At 41.9% G+C, this 15913-nt stretch carries 12 protein-coding genes; 2 read left to right on the top strand and 10 right to left on the bottom strand.

Annotated elements, in window-relative coordinates; genetic code table 11:
• Positions 1-36 precede the first annotated feature (36 nt).
• From FAM09_RS18560 to FAM09_RS18550, 3 genes are all read right to left on the bottom strand, one after another.
• Positions 37-735 (bottom strand): porin family protein, encoded by a 699-nt coding sequence (locus FAM09_RS18560; protein WP_136578639.1) that lies wholly within the window; start codon positions 733-735, stop codon positions 37-39.
• Between the two features lie 70 nt (positions 736-805).
• Positions 806-2752, bottom strand: a complete 1947-nt coding sequence (locus FAM09_RS18555; protein ID WP_136578638.1) for a peptidylprolyl isomerase — start codon at positions 2750-2752, stop codon at positions 806-808.
• Between the two features lie 4 nt (positions 2753-2756).
• A complete protein-coding gene (locus FAM09_RS18550) occupies positions 2757-4196 on the bottom strand; it encodes a DUF5106 domain-containing protein (protein WP_136578637.1) in 1440 nt (479 codons plus the stop codon).
• A gap of 164 nt (positions 4197-4360) precedes the next feature.
• Between FAM09_RS18550 and FAM09_RS18545 the strand changes: the two genes are divergently transcribed.
• The gene (locus tag FAM09_RS18545) at positions 4361-5617 is read left to right on the top strand and encodes a pyridoxal phosphate-dependent aminotransferase (RefSeq protein WP_136578636.1); all 1257 of its coding nucleotides are present in this window, start codon (positions 4361-4363) and stop codon (positions 5615-5617) included.
• 72 nt (positions 5618-5689) lie between these two features.
• Here the strand turns inward: FAM09_RS18545 and FAM09_RS18540 are convergent, their stop codons facing one another.
• Entirely contained in the window at positions 5690-5938 is a 249-nt protein-coding gene (locus FAM09_RS18540) for a hypothetical protein (protein ID WP_136578635.1), read from the bottom strand.
• A 15-nt stretch (positions 5939-5953) separates the two neighbouring features.
• Positions 5954-6097 carry a hypothetical protein gene (locus FAM09_RS30745; protein WP_153825463.1) on the bottom strand — a complete coding sequence of 48 codons (144 nt, stop codon included), beginning with the start codon at positions 6095-6097 and terminating at the stop codon, positions 5954-5956.
• A 47-nt stretch (positions 6098-6144) separates the two neighbouring features.
• On the opposite strand from FAM09_RS30745, the gene FAM09_RS18535 reads away from it, so the two are divergent.
• Entirely contained in the window at positions 6145-7275 is a 1131-nt protein-coding gene (locus FAM09_RS18535) for a glycosyltransferase (protein ID WP_136578634.1), read from the top strand.
• Between the two features lie 36 nt (positions 7276-7311).
• Here the strand turns inward: FAM09_RS18535 and FAM09_RS18530 are convergent, their stop codons facing one another.
• From FAM09_RS18530 to FAM09_RS18510, 5 genes are all read right to left on the bottom strand, one after another.
• A complete protein-coding gene (locus tag FAM09_RS18530) occupies positions 7312-7809 on the bottom strand; it encodes a SixA phosphatase family protein (RefSeq protein WP_136578633.1) in 498 nt (165 codons plus the stop codon).
• Positions 7810-8016: 207 nt separating this feature from the next.
• Positions 8017-8652 carry a response regulator gene (locus tag FAM09_RS18525; RefSeq protein ID WP_136578632.1) on the bottom strand — a complete coding sequence of 212 codons (636 nt, stop codon included), beginning with the start codon at positions 8650-8652 and terminating at the stop codon, positions 8017-8019.
• A gap of 250 nt (positions 8653-8902) precedes the next feature.
• Entirely contained in the window at positions 8903-10750 is a 1848-nt protein-coding gene (locus tag FAM09_RS18520) for an amidophosphoribosyltransferase (protein WP_136578631.1), read from the bottom strand.
• 484 nt (positions 10751-11234) lie between these two features.
• Positions 11235-11876 (bottom strand): response regulator, encoded by a 642-nt coding sequence (locus FAM09_RS18515; protein WP_136578630.1) that lies wholly within the window; start codon positions 11874-11876, stop codon positions 11235-11237.
• Positions 11877-11891: 15 nt separating this feature from the next.
• The gene (locus FAM09_RS18510; protein ID WP_136578629.1) at positions 11892-15863 is read right to left on the bottom strand and encodes a PAS domain S-box protein; all 3972 of its coding nucleotides are present in this window, start codon (positions 15861-15863) and stop codon (positions 11892-11894) included.
• Positions 15864-15913: the final 50 nt, after the last annotated feature.

The raw sequence follows: 15913 nt of genomic DNA, 5'->3' as shown, positions 1-15913 counted from the left end.
CAGGGACCTAAAACTCCCGGATTTGAAAAAATGTTATTATAACTTAAAGCCAACCGAAATACTTAATACCCGGTGCTTGTTTTTATTGTCATCTGAGCTGTTTGAACCCGATTGCAGCTTGGCAAGACCATAGCCATAATTAAGCGCTATCATGCCATGATTCAATTGAAACCCGGCGGTAGCATTAATCCCGTAATCAAATCGTCTCATAACGCCCAGGCCGGTTCCTTCTTCATTATTAAAGGTAGTGGGATCATCATTGCTGTATTCAATGTTTTCTTTACTGCTGAATGCTACGCCCACTGTTTTTCCTTCAATTTTACGTTTGCCGCCAACACCCATTGCTATATAGGGGCCAGCACCAAAAAAGAAATTTGATTCGGGCGCTGCTAAAGGCAGTTTAATTACTGCATTTACGGGTAACTCAATATACAATGGATTTGTAGTAGCCTTATAATAATTGATATCGTTGGGATTACCGCTTTGAAGTTTAGCGCCTTTGCCGGTAAATAAGATACCCGGTTGAATAGCCAGGACTTTTGCGATGGTAATGTCACCTATAAATCCAACATGAAAGGAAGTTAACAGGTTGGCGTCGTCTACTTCGCCGTCCTTATTAAAAGAAACATTGGCAAGATTTACACCGCCTTTTAACCAGGCAGCTCCGCTCTGAGCAAAGGAAGTTACACTTATACTACTGATAATGAACAAATAAACTAATCGTTTGGTGATCATACAAAGTTGTTTTACAGGGTGATTAGGAATTAGCCCTGCTTTGACTGAAATAGGTGCGCCAGGTTTAAAATCACTTAGTCAGGCTTTTAAGCACGGCATCATTTATTTTTACCGGGTATTTCTTTTTCAATTCAGCGATCCATTTTTCTTCAAGATATACCTGGTAATCGTTGATCACAAAACCACGGGCGTCTGCAAAACCACGCACTTCGCGATTGGGATATAATTTAACTATGTATGCAAATGCAACGGAATTATCGGTTTCATTTCGTACGTTGGCAGTGACCAAACCCTCTGTGAAGTTTGTTCTGTCTACTACGGGTATCTGGCCTAATTCAAATCGGCCAGAATCGCCCTGTAATTGCCCGCCACTGATATCAATATATTTTTGCCAGCTTTTGTAATTTTCTTTCATTTTGGCCCTGTACTCTTCTGATGCTTTTTCATTGGTTGCTGTTAAAATGATCGCATCTGCGCTGCTTTCCCACCAGTATTTATCTTTGTGCGCTGTATAATACGTTTTCAATCCACCTGTATCGGTTGAAGCAGGGTCCCATATCTTACGTTGCATGATCTCAAACAACAGGTTGCCTTCTTTGAATTCGTTTAACTGAAAGGCAAACTCTTTATTATATTCTTCAAGGTGCTGGCGGTAATAATCAAATGCGCTTACTTCTATAAATTCTTCAAACAGTTGTTGGTTGGTTTTGCCGGCTCTCATGTTTTCATAACCCCGCATGGTTTCCAGGCTGGTTTGAAAATCTTTAACGGTAACTGTCTTTTTGGCAAATGAAAACAGCGGTGTTTTGGCATTGATATCAGCAAAAACAGGCAAACGCTTATTCTCTAATATACTGTCAGCTATTATGAATAAGTGCTGCTCGTTTACTGTATTCCTTTTGAAGCCAGTGAGCTTGAATACTTTTTTCAGCAACATTTTCTGCGATACCTGCATCCTGTCACTTTGCATTATCCGCTGCTTATAATCATCTCTCAATTGAATATTGGCCGTATCGTCAATGGCAGGCTTATGTTGCAAACGTTTTATAATGTGGTATCCATAATTGGTGAGCACAGGCTGGCTGATATCGCCATCTTTCTTAAGTGCAAACGCAGCATTTTCAAATGGCAGATCGTATTGTCCAACCCCAAACTCCATCATTTCGCCGCCCGCCTGCCAGGTAAGGTTATCATTGCTGAACTGGCCTGCCAGGATCTTGAAATCACTGCCATTGGTTAGCACTTTATATATTGAGTCAGCTCTTTTTTTAATTTCTCCTTTTTGTTCATCGGTATCGCTGGGGAGGAACGAAAGTAAGATCTGAGCAGCTTTCATTCTTCCCAATCCTTCTCTTTCGCCCAGGGTTTTAAAAATATGGAACCCGGCTTTACTGCGAACGGGTGCAGAGAATTTACCAGCCGGGGTAGCATACACAACATTCTCCAATTCATAGGGAAGCACCAGCGCCGTAATATATCCTACATCGCCTTTATTTTCTGCAACAGAGGGGTCTTCTGAATATTCAGCAGCGACCTTCCCAAAATCCTGACCTTTTTGTAGCTGACTGAAGGCCGCATTAATTTTCGCCTGCGCTTTCTTTACTTCTTCTTCAGTTGCTTCTTTTCCTGCTGCCACGAAAATATGGGCGAGATGAATATCCTTTTTGCTTCGGATAATAGCTTCGGTAACCAATTCATTAATGCTGGCATCATCCCGCACGTAACCGTCTATGATCTGGTTGCGAAAACTGTTTAATTCGGCTTGCTGATTGGTCAAAGTATCCAGTTTCTTATCCCGGGCCGCCTGCACCTTTAATTTAAATCGAACGTACAGCTCCAGGTAATCGTTATACGATTTCTCTGTAGGCGTGGTTTCCGAATTATTTTTCCCGTATGCTTTTAAGAACTCTGCTTTTGTAACCGGCTTGCCACCATAGGTGAACAAAACCTGGGCGTTTCCAGTGGCAGCCATGAAGATCAATAATGTAGCAACCGCCGCTTTACTGATAACAGTCATAATGCTAGTTAGATTTTTTATTTTTAAGTTTAAGATCAATCACTTCATTCAATTGCAGATAGCTGAGTTTTTTTGCTATGATGTGTTTATCCTTATCTAACAAATACAAAATGGGTGTTTGATATACATCGTACAATTGACGAAAGTTTGGTTTACCCGCCGCTTCTTCTTCCTTCTGTTGCGCAGGCAACTGGTACACATGCGTCCAACCACCGAGCTTGTTATCATTGATAAACTTCTTCCAGTTATCCTTGCCGCCATCTACCATTACTCCGTATACAGCAACACCTTCATTCTTCCATTTGGCTTTATAAATAGAATCTACTTTCGGTACTACTTCTTTACAATGGCTACAGTTGGGGTCCCAGAAACAAATTACGGTGAACTCGCTTTTAACATTGTATAAAGGCATTGGCCGGTCGAGCGTATCTACCATGTCGAGGTTGGCAGCCGGTTGCCCTATGAGGTTAGCCATAAGGCTATACGCCCGCTTGTACACAAAGTCTTTATACTGCTGGGTAAAAAATTCAGCCTGCCCGGTATTTATATATTTTTCAAACAAGTGAACAAATACGGCATCCTGGCCCATGTATTCAGGATTTACATACTTCTGCACAAAATGCACCAGCAGGTATTTAAACATTTCAGGATTGCTTCTTGAATACAACAACATGTGGTCCACTTCCTTCTTTATTGAATCTGGTTGCGGCACTACCAGTTCTTTATAATATTTTTCCAGCTTTGCTTCAAAGAAAGGTGTTCTTACCAGCCTGCCGTCGTTGAAATTAACGCCATCCCAATAATGCGATTTATAATACCGGTAGGCATACATAGAGTCATACTTGCTGCCGGGATGTTTAGCGCCCGGAGGCACTACCGGTTCTTTCATCGCCTGGAATAAAGCTGTTAAAAACGTGTTGGGATTTTTAGCGATCATACTATCGCGATACACCTGCATTCTATCGGTGAGCAGTTTTAAGCGGGTTTTCAGCTTTGCGGAATCTTTAGCATTCTTTGCCAATTTGAAATCAGCATTTGTCTTATTAATATCACCGCCTATCTGATTGGTAAACCGGGTATACAAATGGAACAGGGCATTGTCCTGCGAGCCCATGAAAATTACATTATTGGGCAAGGTTGCCGAATCGGCAACTATTGAGAACTGTTGTTGCTTATCGATGAGTATTTCAAACAAAATTTCCTTGCGTGGGGAAACTACAAAGTAAATACCACCGGGGAGTGGTTCTTTCCCCTTAAATACGCCTTTGCCATTATCATCCAGCAACGCCGAATCGGCCAGGGCTTTTAACCTTCCATAATAATAACCTAGGTACACGTAAGCCTTCTTATAAGGTTTTAGCGTAATAGGAATATCATAACCGGATTGCGCCATCCCTAACGTACAGCTTATCAACAGTATAGCCAGCGATAAAATTCGTTTCATAGTGTTGCAATAACAGAAAAATCCCTGAATTATTGAAAATAAAAACGCTTAAGTTGTTAATTCCTTGCTAAGTTAACCAGATATAAAGATTAACATAGTTGAAAAGTTACATGTAAAAAGGGTATAAGGCTACAACATCTTATTTTTGCGCTACAATATTAACAATGAAACTTAGCCATCTCGCAGAAACTTTGATAGGATCGGAAATTGTAAAACTGGGCGGCGAAATACGCGATAAGATCCGTGGAGGAGAAAAGATCTATAATTTTACTGTTGGCGATTTTGATCCTGCCATTTTCCCTATTCCAAAGGAACTGGAAGAAGAAATAATTACGGCTTACCGGCAACATTTTACCAATTACCCGGCCGCAGAGGGCAACCTTGACCTGCGGGAAGCCATTGCCCATTTTCTAAAGGAACGGGAGCAATTGACCTATTCGGCGCCTGAAATACTGGTAGCATCGGGAGGCCGGCCATTAATTTATTCATTATACCGCGCCATTTGCGATAAGGAAGACAAGGTGATTTATGCCGTTCCTTCCTGGAACAATAACCATTATACGCATTTTGTGGGTGCTGAACACGTAGTGGTGGAAGCCCGGGCTGAAAACAACTTTATGCCCATTGCCAAAGACATTCGCCCGCATTTGAAAGGCGCTACGTTACTGGCTTTGTGTTCTCCCCAAAACCCCACCGGCACTACATTCACCAAACACGACCTGGAGGCCATCTGCGATATGGTGCTGGAAGAAAACAGTAGCCGTGGTGACGGTGAAAAGAAGTTATACGTGATGTATGATCAAATGTACTGGCAATTGACGTTTGGCGATATTAAGCATTACAATCCCGTATCGTTGCGGCCGGCCATGCAGCCTTATACCATTTTTATTGATGCCATAAGCAAAGTGTTTGCCGCTACCGGCGTTCGGGTGGGTTGGGCATTTGGCCCCCAGGTTATTCTCGATAAAATGAAGGCTATCCTGAGCCATGTAGGGGCCTGGGCGCCTATGGCTGAACAGAAGGCCGTTGCCCGTTTCCTGTACAATAAAGAAGCGATTGATAATTACCTGAAGCATTTCAAGGCGGAAGTAGAAGTGCGTTTACGGGATATTTATAATGGATTACAACAACTGAAGGCAGAAGGTTTTTCAGTGGACGCCATTGCTCCGCAGGCGGCTATTTACCTTACCATAAAAATTGACCTGGCTGGTAAGAAAACAGCGGCCGGCAAACAGTTGACACAACAAAGTGATGTTACCGCTTACCTGTTGAATGAAGCCAAACTGGCGGTAGTGCCTTTTTATGCATTCGGGGCCGACAGGTCATCGCCCTGGTACCGGTTAAGCGTTGGCACCTGTAAAAAAGAAGAGATCGGTGAAATGATAGATCAATTGAGGAATGCGCTGAAAAAATTAAGCTAAACAGCTATATAAAAAGCGTGGCACGGTTTGAAACCGTGCCACGCTTAGTTATTTTATGCTAATAAATACCGGTTAATTCTTATTGCAGATAAACACGAAAGGCTTTAATGTTTCCTGTTCAACGATCTTCTGTAATTGCGATTTCTTTGTAAGTATGCGATACTTTTGAATATCAAATACTTCATGCGCTATGCAAAAGCTGTCGAGTGTTTCAAAATTCACCAACAACAGGTTCAATTGCTGAAGCTCGTATTGCATAGCTTCTTTATTGGTATAGGCATCCTTTACCAGGACAAGCAGATCGCGATTAGAGTTTTTCATTGTCTGTATCGGCTTTTAATAACCTACAAATCCCCTGTTTAAACCACAGCCGCATTTTTTGGATGAACCGCCACCACTGATGCGATTACCTGAACTGCAACTGGCCATAACCAGGCTAATAATTAACAAAACGATCACAGTATAACTTACTTTCTTCATATACTCGGTTCTTACTAAATTAAACTATTTTACGAACAAATTAGTATTTGATATTGCCCGAAAGCAACAATTTTAACACCAAGGCACAAAAACCCATCGTATTGCTATCGCCGTTGGATTGGGGGCTAGGGCACACCACCCGTTGTATTCCCATTATCCACGAATTACTTCATTTGGGTTGCCAGGTTATTATAGCCTGTAATTCAACGCAAAAAGCTTTATTGATCGGGGAGTTTCCACAGCTTACTTACGTGCATTTACCAGGGTATAATTTGAAATACGGAAAAAAGAGGTGGGGTACAATCGTAAGGATCATTCTCCAGACGCCAAAAATATTGATCAAAATCAATAACGAAAACACCTGGTTAAATATTTTCCTGAAAACGAAACCTGTTGATATTATCATTTCCGATAACCGGTTTGGTTTACATGCCCGTGGTGTTCATTCTGTTTTCATTACCCATCAATTATATATTAAAACAGGGCTGGGCAAACTCACCGACCGGCTGGTTCAATATTTAAATTATTTTCGCATTAAGCAATTCTCAACCTGTTGGGTACCCGATTATGAAGCAGGAAAAACGCTGGCGGGCGAATTATCACACCCCGGTAAATTGCCAGCCATTCCTTTACGCTACATTGGTGGTCTTAGCAGGCTAAATGCCTGCCAGGGAAAAACAACTTCTATAAACCTATTGGTCATTCTTTCCGGGCCGGAACCGCAACGCACTATTTTTGAAAACCTTTTATTACAGGCATTCAAACAACAACCAGGAAATATTGTGCTGGTAAGAGGATTACCAGGTAGCAGTAGTCCCGTTCAGTCGGCAGGAAATTGCATCATACACAATCATGCACCAGCCGGCATGTTGAATAAACTAATATGTAATTCGGAATATGTGATCAGCCGTTCGGGGTATACGACTGTTATGGACCTGTTGAAGCTTGGTAAGAAAAGCATCCTGGTGCCAACGCCCGGACAGGCAGAGCAGGAATATATAGCGGGTTATCTGCACAAAGAACATCTGGCTTATGCAGTTTCCCAATCTCATTTCTCATTAAAAAAAGTATTGGCTGAAGTTAAGACGTTCCCGTATCAGCAACCTGTATTTGACATGTCGGCGTATAAAATAGTGATCGGAGAAATGATTGAGCAGATAAAGAAGGCAGAACATTAATAAAAGATGATCAATCCACCATCCCAGCAATCCCCGTCATCCCAGTTTCGCTTTGGGATAATCAAAAAACCAGTATTGCTTCTCCGCATCCCTGAATTGCGACCAATTCTGAATATCAGCTTTCACCGCAAATATGGCGCAGGTAGGCATATCGTCTATCCGCACATCGGTTAGTTCGTTGGCAAAATCGGTGATACCGGGATTATGAGCAAAGAGGGCAATGGTATTGGCAGATGATGGCGCCTGTGCTATTGCATTATAAAATGCATCGGGACCAGCCAGGTATAATTCAGGCAACAATAGTACATCGTCTTTTCCGCCACCGAATTCTTTTATGAAAATGGCAGCTGTTTTTCGCGCCCTTTTAGCTGAACTTGAAATAAATGCATCGATTGTAACATTGCGCTCCAACAATCTTTTGGCCATCCTGGGTGCATCTTCCTTACCCCGTTCATTCAATGGACGATCAAAGTCATCTACACCGATGTGATCCCAACTGCTTTTTGCGTGCCTTATGATTATTACTGACTTCATATAAAAATAATAGGGGGATAAATCCCCCTAAAAATAATGAGTTCGATCAAAGGAATCAGAAATTTAACAGGCCTGTTATTAAAATTGGTTCCCCATAGGAAGCTAAACGGTCGGCAGTGCATTTGTCGCAAATACTTTGCCAAATGCACTTACCCATTGGGGAAAATACGATTTATAATGTGTATTTATGAACTGCAAAAGGGGGAATTACAGTCCACTTGAATTAATGTAATTGATCAGTGATGCTGTATTTTTTACCTTTAATTTCTTTAAAATATTATGACGGTGCACTTCCACTGTTTTTATTGATATGGCTAACTTATCGGCTATTTCTTTTGACGACAATCCATTGCGGATAAGATTTATTACTTCTATTTCGCGTTCAGAAAGCTGATTCAAGCCATCGCCTCCCTCTTCTTCATTCATCATCTGTTCCGACAAAATATTCTTCACTTCCTGGCATATATAAACATTGCCGGCACACACCTGGTGAATAGCATCGAGCATTTCTTTACGGGGAGAATTTTTTGTTACATACCCGCGAGCGCCCAGCCGCAGCATTTTTTTGGCATACGCCGGCTGCGAGTGCATAGACACAGCAATAACTTTTGATCCTGGTGATAGTTTGCGGATCATCTTTAATATGTCGAACCCATTCAATGGCGACATATTAATATCAAGTAGTACAATGTTAGGTCGTTTATCCCGTGCTATTTCAATGGCTCGCTGACCGTCGCCCAATTCAGCAATTACTTCCAATTCTTCATTCCGTCCTAATAAATACGACCAGGTTTCGCGGATCAAAGTATGATCATCTACAATCATGATGGTAATTTTACTCATACGATTTTTTTTTCAGTAGTGTGTGAATGAGCTTGTTATATGCACAACGGCACGAAAAACAGCAACAGGCTGTCTTAGACCTTTTGTACAACTACTAATGGATGAGTCTTATACCGTTGTTTTCTCTGGGGTATAGAAGGAGTTACATATAATCCCGTACCTGATATTAAGCATTTTTTCTGACATGTGCAAACTTCATTTTAAAAATGCATTAATAATCGTATAATTTTCAATCTGATAGCTGATATCTCTAATACCCTCTTACGTTTTTACCCTCCATATAGTTAATAAACGCTTTATTTACCACCCGGTTGCCTCCGGGTGTCGGGTAGTTACCGGTAAAATACCAGTCGCCTGTATTGGTTGGGCATGCTTGGTGAAGGGACTCTATTGTCTGAAAAATTACCTGTACTGGCAAGTTAAGCCCTTTCGGGGTAATCAGTTCAGCAATTTTATTTGAGATCTGTTCGGTTGTGAATGGTTTATAAACGTTCTTAACCACGTTTTCCGTATGTAGCTGGCCCAAACGTTGCAATTCTTTACACTTTTCGTACAACTCCTTTAAACAATCTTCCTTGCCATGCTCTTTCATCAATTCCGTGGCCGCTCTGAAAGCAATAAAATCACCCAGCTTGCTCATATCAATACCATAGCAATCGGGGTAGCGGATCTGAGGCGCCGATGATACAATGATGATCTTTTTCGGTTCCAGCCTGGCCAGCATTCGCACAATGCTTTCTTTAAGAGTAGTACCCCGTACAATAGAATCATCAATGACCACCAGGGTATCCAGGTCCTTCTCTACCGTTCCGTACGTTATATCGTAAACGTGTTGCACCATCTCATTACGGCTTACATCTTCCGTAATAAACGTGCGCATTTTAACGTCTTTAATAGCAATCTTTTCAATCCGTATCTTCCGATTGATCATTTCCGATAACTTCTCTTCGGAAATGTCGTTGCCCCAGGATAGAATACGCTGAATTTTTACCTTTTTCAGGTAATCGTCAAGGCCTTTCCATAACCCGTAAAAAGCCACTTCGGCCGTATTGGGTATGAAAGAAAAAATGGTATGCTTAAGATCGTAGTCAACAGCCTGCAAGATCTGCGGACTCAAATTATAGCCGAGGGCATTCCGTTCGCGATAGATCTTTTCATCACTGCCCCTTGAAAAATAAATACGTTCAAAGCTACAGGCCCTGCGTTCTTTGGGCTCTGTTATTTTGTCGATGGAGATCTCGCCATCGGCTTTTACAATCAATCCCATGCCCGGCATCAATTCCTTCACTTCATTTTCACCAACATTGAATACCGTACGTATGGCTGACCTTTCTGAAGCAGCTACAATTACATCTTCATCGATATAATAATAAGCCGGACGAATGCCATGTGCATCCCGGAAGACAAATGAGTCGCCATTACCCAGCAAACCACCCACGGTAAAACCACCGTCGAACAAAGGCACTGCTTTCCGTAACACACTCAGCACATCTACGTCAACAGGTGAATGTTCGTCGTCTTTCACCAGAAAATGATGGATCACTTCCATCATAGCCGCCAGATCGCTTTGCTTTTGAAATTCGCCGGGTTCTATATTAATAAGATCGAAAAGTTCGTCGGTATTAACCAGGTTAAAGTTGCCCGCCAACGCCATATTACGGGCGGGAATGGTGTGGCGTTTTATAAATGGGTGGCAGAACTCTGCATTATTCTTTCCCTGGGTGCCATAGCGCAAATGCCCTAACAGCAATTCGCCCAAATAGGATATATGCCCTTTCATTAAACCGGGATGCTTCATTACATCGGGCTGGTATTTTTCCAGCTCTTTCACTTCCCCGCTTATTTGTCTGAAAATATCGGCAATTGGTTGAGGCGCACTGCTTCGGATGCGTTGCAGAAACGGGTAACCGGGCTCAACGTTCAGCTTCACGGCTGCTACACCAGCTCCATCCTGACCGCGGTTATGTTGTTTTTCCATGAGCAGGTACAGCTTATTAAGACCCCACATTACTGTACCGTGTTGCTGCAAATAGTAGGAGAACGGCTTTCTTAAACGGATGAATGCTAATCCGCATTCATGTTTTATTTCATCACTCATGAATAACTCCCGATTATAAAAAGAAAGCGCAAAGTTACAGGTAATTCAGGAATAAAAAGAAAAGAGTAACAACGGGAAGTGTTAAGAATGGAAAATGAAAAAAACCCCCAGTCTTCATAGGTATGGGGGTTGTTCCTCATCAGGACATTGGATAAATATCTGCGCCGGTTTGTTTTTTAATTAAACGGGCATTGGACGGTTCGGCTTTCGTTAGGATCTGGATTACGGACGTTGGATTTTTCGTTCGTTTTCAAGAGATATTGGTAGCGCTAAATTGCTAATTTTTCCGAAAGAAATCCTAAATCATTCAATGTCTTTTTTACACTTAATGAATTTTTTCAGCGGAATATAAAGGTTTACCCCTAGGTGAGTCATATTTGTCCCCCCAAATTGACTTTTGAATATCCCTTACATTCTGAATAATAAATATTAGTGGAATCCTGTATATTATTTATTGCAGGTAAAATAATCCCCCACGGCTTACCTACATGCTGGTAGCAACATTATTAATGAAATTTACGAGCGAAGCCGAATTCTTCAGTTTCAGCTTTTTCAGAATATTATGCCGGTGAACCTCCACTGTTTTTAACGAAATGTTCAGGCTCGTGGCAATTTCTTTTGATGATTGCCCTTCCTTGATCAGGTTGATGATCTGAATTTCCCGTTCTGTGAGGGCATTCACATTTGGTACATCTTTATTTTCCTCCAGCACGAGTTCCGAGATGTTATTCTTGATCTCATCACAGATGTATTTGTTGCCGCCGTGCACCTCCATAATGGCTGTTATCATTTCTTCCTTGGAAGAATTTTTGGTAACGTAACCGCGGGCGCCTATCTGCAGCATTTTTTTGGCATACGCCGGCTGTGAGTGCATGGAAATGCCTATGATGCGGGATGCGGGCGATACTTTCCTGATCTTCTCGGTGGCTTCAAACCCCGAAATAGGCAACATGTTTATGTCCATGAGCACAATTTGAGGTTTTTTGTTCTTGGCCATTTCAACAGCCTGCTCAGAGTCGCCGCATTCGGCTACCACTGTGAACCGGGGATCATTATTCAGGATAAAGCTCCAGGTCTCCCGTATCAACTTGTGGTCATCTGCAATTAATACACTAATTTTTTCCATAATCAATAAGGGGGTTTAGATATTTGAAATAGGGACATTTATTTTTAGTTTACACCCTTCATCTATAGCAGTAACAATATTTACACTTCCATTAAATAATTGGGCGCGGCTGGAAATATTCGACAAACCCACGCCTTTTTTCAACCGCACTTTATCCAGCTCAAAACCTTTACCATCGTCGCTGATCGTAAGGTCTATTGCCTGGCCCTCACTATCCACAATCAATTCAATGACCAGGTTTTTGGCTGAAGCATGTTTCAATACATTATTCACCTGTTCCTGGATGATGCGAAACAACATCAACTTTCTTTTCTCATCCAGTATGTTATCAATCGTACCTGAATAATAGAATTCTACGTGTAATTTCCTGGTTGCTTTAATATTTTCCACCAGGTCCTGTACAGAATCAATCAACCCCAGATCGCCGATGCTCGGAGGTACCAGTGACCGGGAAATGGTTCGGATTTCATTAATGGCATCAGAAATATTATTGGTGCTGCGATTAATAAGTTCGAGCCGGCTATTGTCATCGGTTTGGGCCAATTCAAGATATAATTTAGCCGTTGACAAGATCTGGTTCACATTATCATGCAATTCCTTGCCAATCTCCGCACGTTCTTTTTCCTGGGCATTTACCACGGCCTGGGCAATCAACTTTTGTTTATCGAGCTCCTGCTTCAATAATCTCTTTTCCAGTTCTTTCTTATCGGTAATATCCTGCATGGAACCTACCATGCGGGCAATTTTGCCTGAGTGATCGAAGATCAAAAATCCCCGGTCAAACACCAATGCATATTCGCCATCGGGTTTTATGAAACGATATTCATCTTCCCATATTTTAGACGTACCATCTTTAATAAACTTATTTAATCCATTCACTACGCGGTCGCGGTCTTCAGGGTGAATACAGCTTTCCCAGAATTTCGTCGAATTATCAACATACCCGGGTTTAAAACCAAACAGGGTATAAATACCTTCGCCCCAATAAAGGGTATTGGTATTTACATCCCAATCCCAAATGGCATCGTTGGTAGCCTTGGTCACCAGCAGATACCGTTCATTACTCAGCCTGATCTTTAATTCAGCGTTTTTATTTTCAATTATTATTCGCAGCAGGCTGCTGACCCGCTCAAATAAATTCAGTTCGTTTTCTGTTGGTGTTGCGGGATTCCGGTGATACACGGCGATGGTTGCCAACACTTCGTTACCGGCATTTAAAATGGGGAACGACCAACATGATCTTATACCGAATCTTTCGGCCAGTGGCTGGTAATTTTCCCACAATGGATCCGTCTTCACATCAACTGTAATTACTTTTTCTTTTCTATAAATAGCTGTGCCACAGGAAGCCACTGTTGGGCCTATTTTTGCGCCATTTATGGCCTGGGGAAACTCTGCGGGGAGGCTGGGTCCTGACAAATGCAGGATAGATTGTTTATCATCGCTTGGCATAATAACCGAGCAGATCATGTGGGGGAATGTCTTTTCCAATCCATCCAGGAAATAATCGACGGTTGTTTTTAGTGAGGCAGCAGGTTGGGCATTTATTTCCAACACTTCCTTTTCCAGCTCCAATAATCGCTCCTGTTTTTTGCGGTCTGTGATATCCCTGAAATATATAAATGCGCCCTGTGAAAAAGGATATACACTTGTTTCGAGCCAGCGATTAAATGCAGGCAGAAAATGTTCAAAATTCGAAGAAGTGCCTTTATTGATCGCTTCTATATACTGACGATACTCAGTAGTTCCGGCAAAGTTCGGAAATATTTTTTCAACTCCGGAACCAATTACATGTTTTGCATTCAAACCTGTAATATGTTCTACGGCATGGTTCCATAAAAATATATTCAGACTTTTATCTACCGCAATAAAGCCATCGGTTATGCTGGCCAATATATTGGTAATGCGTTCAGAATACTCCCTCAATTGTTGCTGGCTGCGTTTTAATTCTATTTCGGCGGCTTTCTTCTGGGTAATATCTACAAATGAAGTTACCACTGCATCGGGGTGTACCCGTTGTTGTGTATGGTAAATTGGTTCGGTGTTGATTGAGATCCAAACCAATGATCCATCTGATCGCTGAATGCCCATGATCACATTTTGCAGTGACCGGCCGGTTCGCAGCGTGATCAATGCCGGGTGTTGTTCGGAAGGAAATGGCGAACCATCTTCATAGATGCATAGGCCCTCGGTTCCTGAAGTAATTCTTCCAATCAATTGCTGACTGGGCACATTCAGGATGATCTCAGCACTGCGATTGCAGGTAATGATCTCTCCGTTTTTATCATGCATCAAAATACCTTCACCCAGTGCATGTACTACCGATCGGTATCTTTCTTCATTGATCCGCAGGTCTTCCTGCGACTGACGGGTTTCTGTAATGTCGCGGTAAATACCAGCAAAGCCAATGCGGGTACCGCGTTCATTTTTTACAAACGACAATGCACAGTTCAGGTAAATGCGTTTGCCATCATGGCGATTATAATAAGCCTGCCCTTCCCAACTACCTTTTTCATACAATTCCTGCAACGCTTCTTCCCAGGTATTTGAAATATAAGAGAGGTTAACAAAATCATTCAGTCGTTTGCCTATTATTTCATGGCCGGGAATACCGTAAATATTTTCAGCCGCTTTATTGAATGATATTATATTAAAATCAAGATCGGTTGAAATAATTCCTTCCGATACATCCTGCATCACCTGCACCTGGAAGCGGATCTTTTCTTCGGCCAGCTTGCGATCGTGTATATCAACTATTGAACCGATGTATCCCACAAACGTGCCGTCTTCCAGAAAGCGGGGAACACCATGATCAAGTACCCACCGGTACTCATTCTCTTTATTTTTTAACCGGTATTCCAAAACCACCGATTCGCGAGTATTGAAATATCGTTTATACTTTTCTATAGCAACAGGCAGATCTGCGGGGTAAACAATTTTTTCCCAGCCACTGCCTTGCACTTCCTGTAACGTTAACCCGGTAAACTGCTCAAAACATTTATTTACATAGATCGTGTCATCCACTTCATCGGCAACCCAAATGATAACAGGCGCTGCATCGGCAAATTGCCGAAACCGTTCTTCACCTTCCCGGATCGTTTGTTCAGCCTGCTTTCGTTCGGCTCGCAACTGGGTAATTTCATTTTGGGTAGTCCAAACACGTAATAATTTTCCATCCTCCACCACACCAACCATCACATTCAGGAAATACCTGTTATTACCCTGGTGATCGATATGCATCGACAACCGGCGATGTATTTTATATCCCTGCTGAATAAATTCTCTTACAACCTGAAATGTAACGGGCTCGTTAGGGTCAAAAAAGACAGATATTTTTTTACCGATTATACCGGCTGCATCTTTATATCCGTAAAAATGCGCCATGTGGTCGTTACATTCGGCAAGGTATCCCTCAAACAATTGCTTTATCTGTGTTTCTTCGGGATCATTGATGTTTATAGGAACTTGTAATTCGCAACGCCAAATGATCTCAGAGCTTTGCTGTACAAATGCTTTATATCTTTCTGTAACTTCTTTCAGTTCCTGGCGAACTGCTTCCAGTTCCTCGCGAACTTCTTTTAATGCGATATTATTTTCTTCAAGCTGTTGGTGAGTTATATTTTCCCTCCTGGTTGATTCGGGCCCTGGAACTGCATTCCATGTTATTACATCACCTGTATGGCCACTGCCTTGTTGGTATTTAGCGGTGAACCCAATGTGATGCACACCCGATCTTCCTTTTATTGCAAGTTGTATTACTATTCCGGCATCGATACCGGTGTTGAGTATGGCCTGAAGCTTTGGCTTATCGCTGGAATGTATGATCTTTTTGAAAGAGGTACCTATAAGCTCTTCATGATGCTTACCAGTAAAAGAAAGCAGGTCAGCTGAAGCTGCTAAGATGATACCCGCCGTATCTGTTTTCAAGCTAAGGGCGGTATAATCAGGACTTACTTCAGGAAAGGACTTCTTTGACTGTTTTAACATACAGCATTTTACTGCATTACATGATAAATTTTAAGGCATTATTTACATGT

This window comes from Niastella caeni (genome assembly GCF_004834005.1).
GTDB lineage: Bacteria > Bacteroidota > Bacteroidia > Chitinophagales > Chitinophagaceae > Niastella > Niastella caeni.
Note: the sequence above shows the minus strand (reverse complement) of the source record. Positions and strands in the feature narration are given on the sequence as shown.

Coding starts and splice junctions, on each gene's coding strand:
- FAM09_RS18530 (WP_136578633.1), bottom strand. CDS start 7,809: ATGAAGTCAGTAATAATCATAAGGCACGCAAAAAGCAGTTGGGATCAC.
- FAM09_RS18560 (WP_136578639.1), bottom strand. CDS start 735: ATGATCACCAAACGATTAGTTTATTTGTTCATTATCAGTAGTATAAGT.
- FAM09_RS30745 (WP_153825463.1), bottom strand. CDS start 6,097: ATGAAGAAAGTAAGTTATACTGTGATCGTTTTGTTAATTATTAGCCTG.
- FAM09_RS18525 (WP_136578632.1), bottom strand. CDS start 8,652: ATGAGTAAAATTACCATCATGATTGTAGATGATCATACTTTGATCCGC.
- FAM09_RS18545 (WP_136578636.1), top strand. CDS start 4,361: ATGAAACTTAGCCATCTCGCAGAAACTTTGATAGGATCGGAAATTGTA.
- FAM09_RS18555 (WP_136578638.1), bottom strand. CDS start 2,752: ATGACTGTTATCAGTAAAGCGGCGGTTGCTACATTATTGATCTTCATG.
- FAM09_RS18540 (WP_136578635.1), bottom strand. CDS start 5,938: ATGAAAAACTCTAATCGCGATCTGCTTGTCCTGGTAAAGGATGCCTAT.
- FAM09_RS18550 (WP_136578637.1), bottom strand. CDS start 4,196: ATGAAACGAATTTTATCGCTGGCTATACTGTTGATAAGCTGTACGTTA.
- FAM09_RS18510 (WP_136578629.1), bottom strand. CDS start 15,863: ATGTTAAAACAGTCAAAGAAGTCCTTTCCTGAAGTAAGTCCTGATTAT.
- FAM09_RS18515 (WP_136578630.1), bottom strand. CDS start 11,876: ATGGAAAAAATTAGTGTATTAATTGCAGATGACCACAAGTTGATACGG.
- FAM09_RS18520 (WP_136578631.1), bottom strand. CDS start 10,750: ATGAGTGATGAAATAAAACATGAATGCGGATTAGCATTCATCCGTTTA.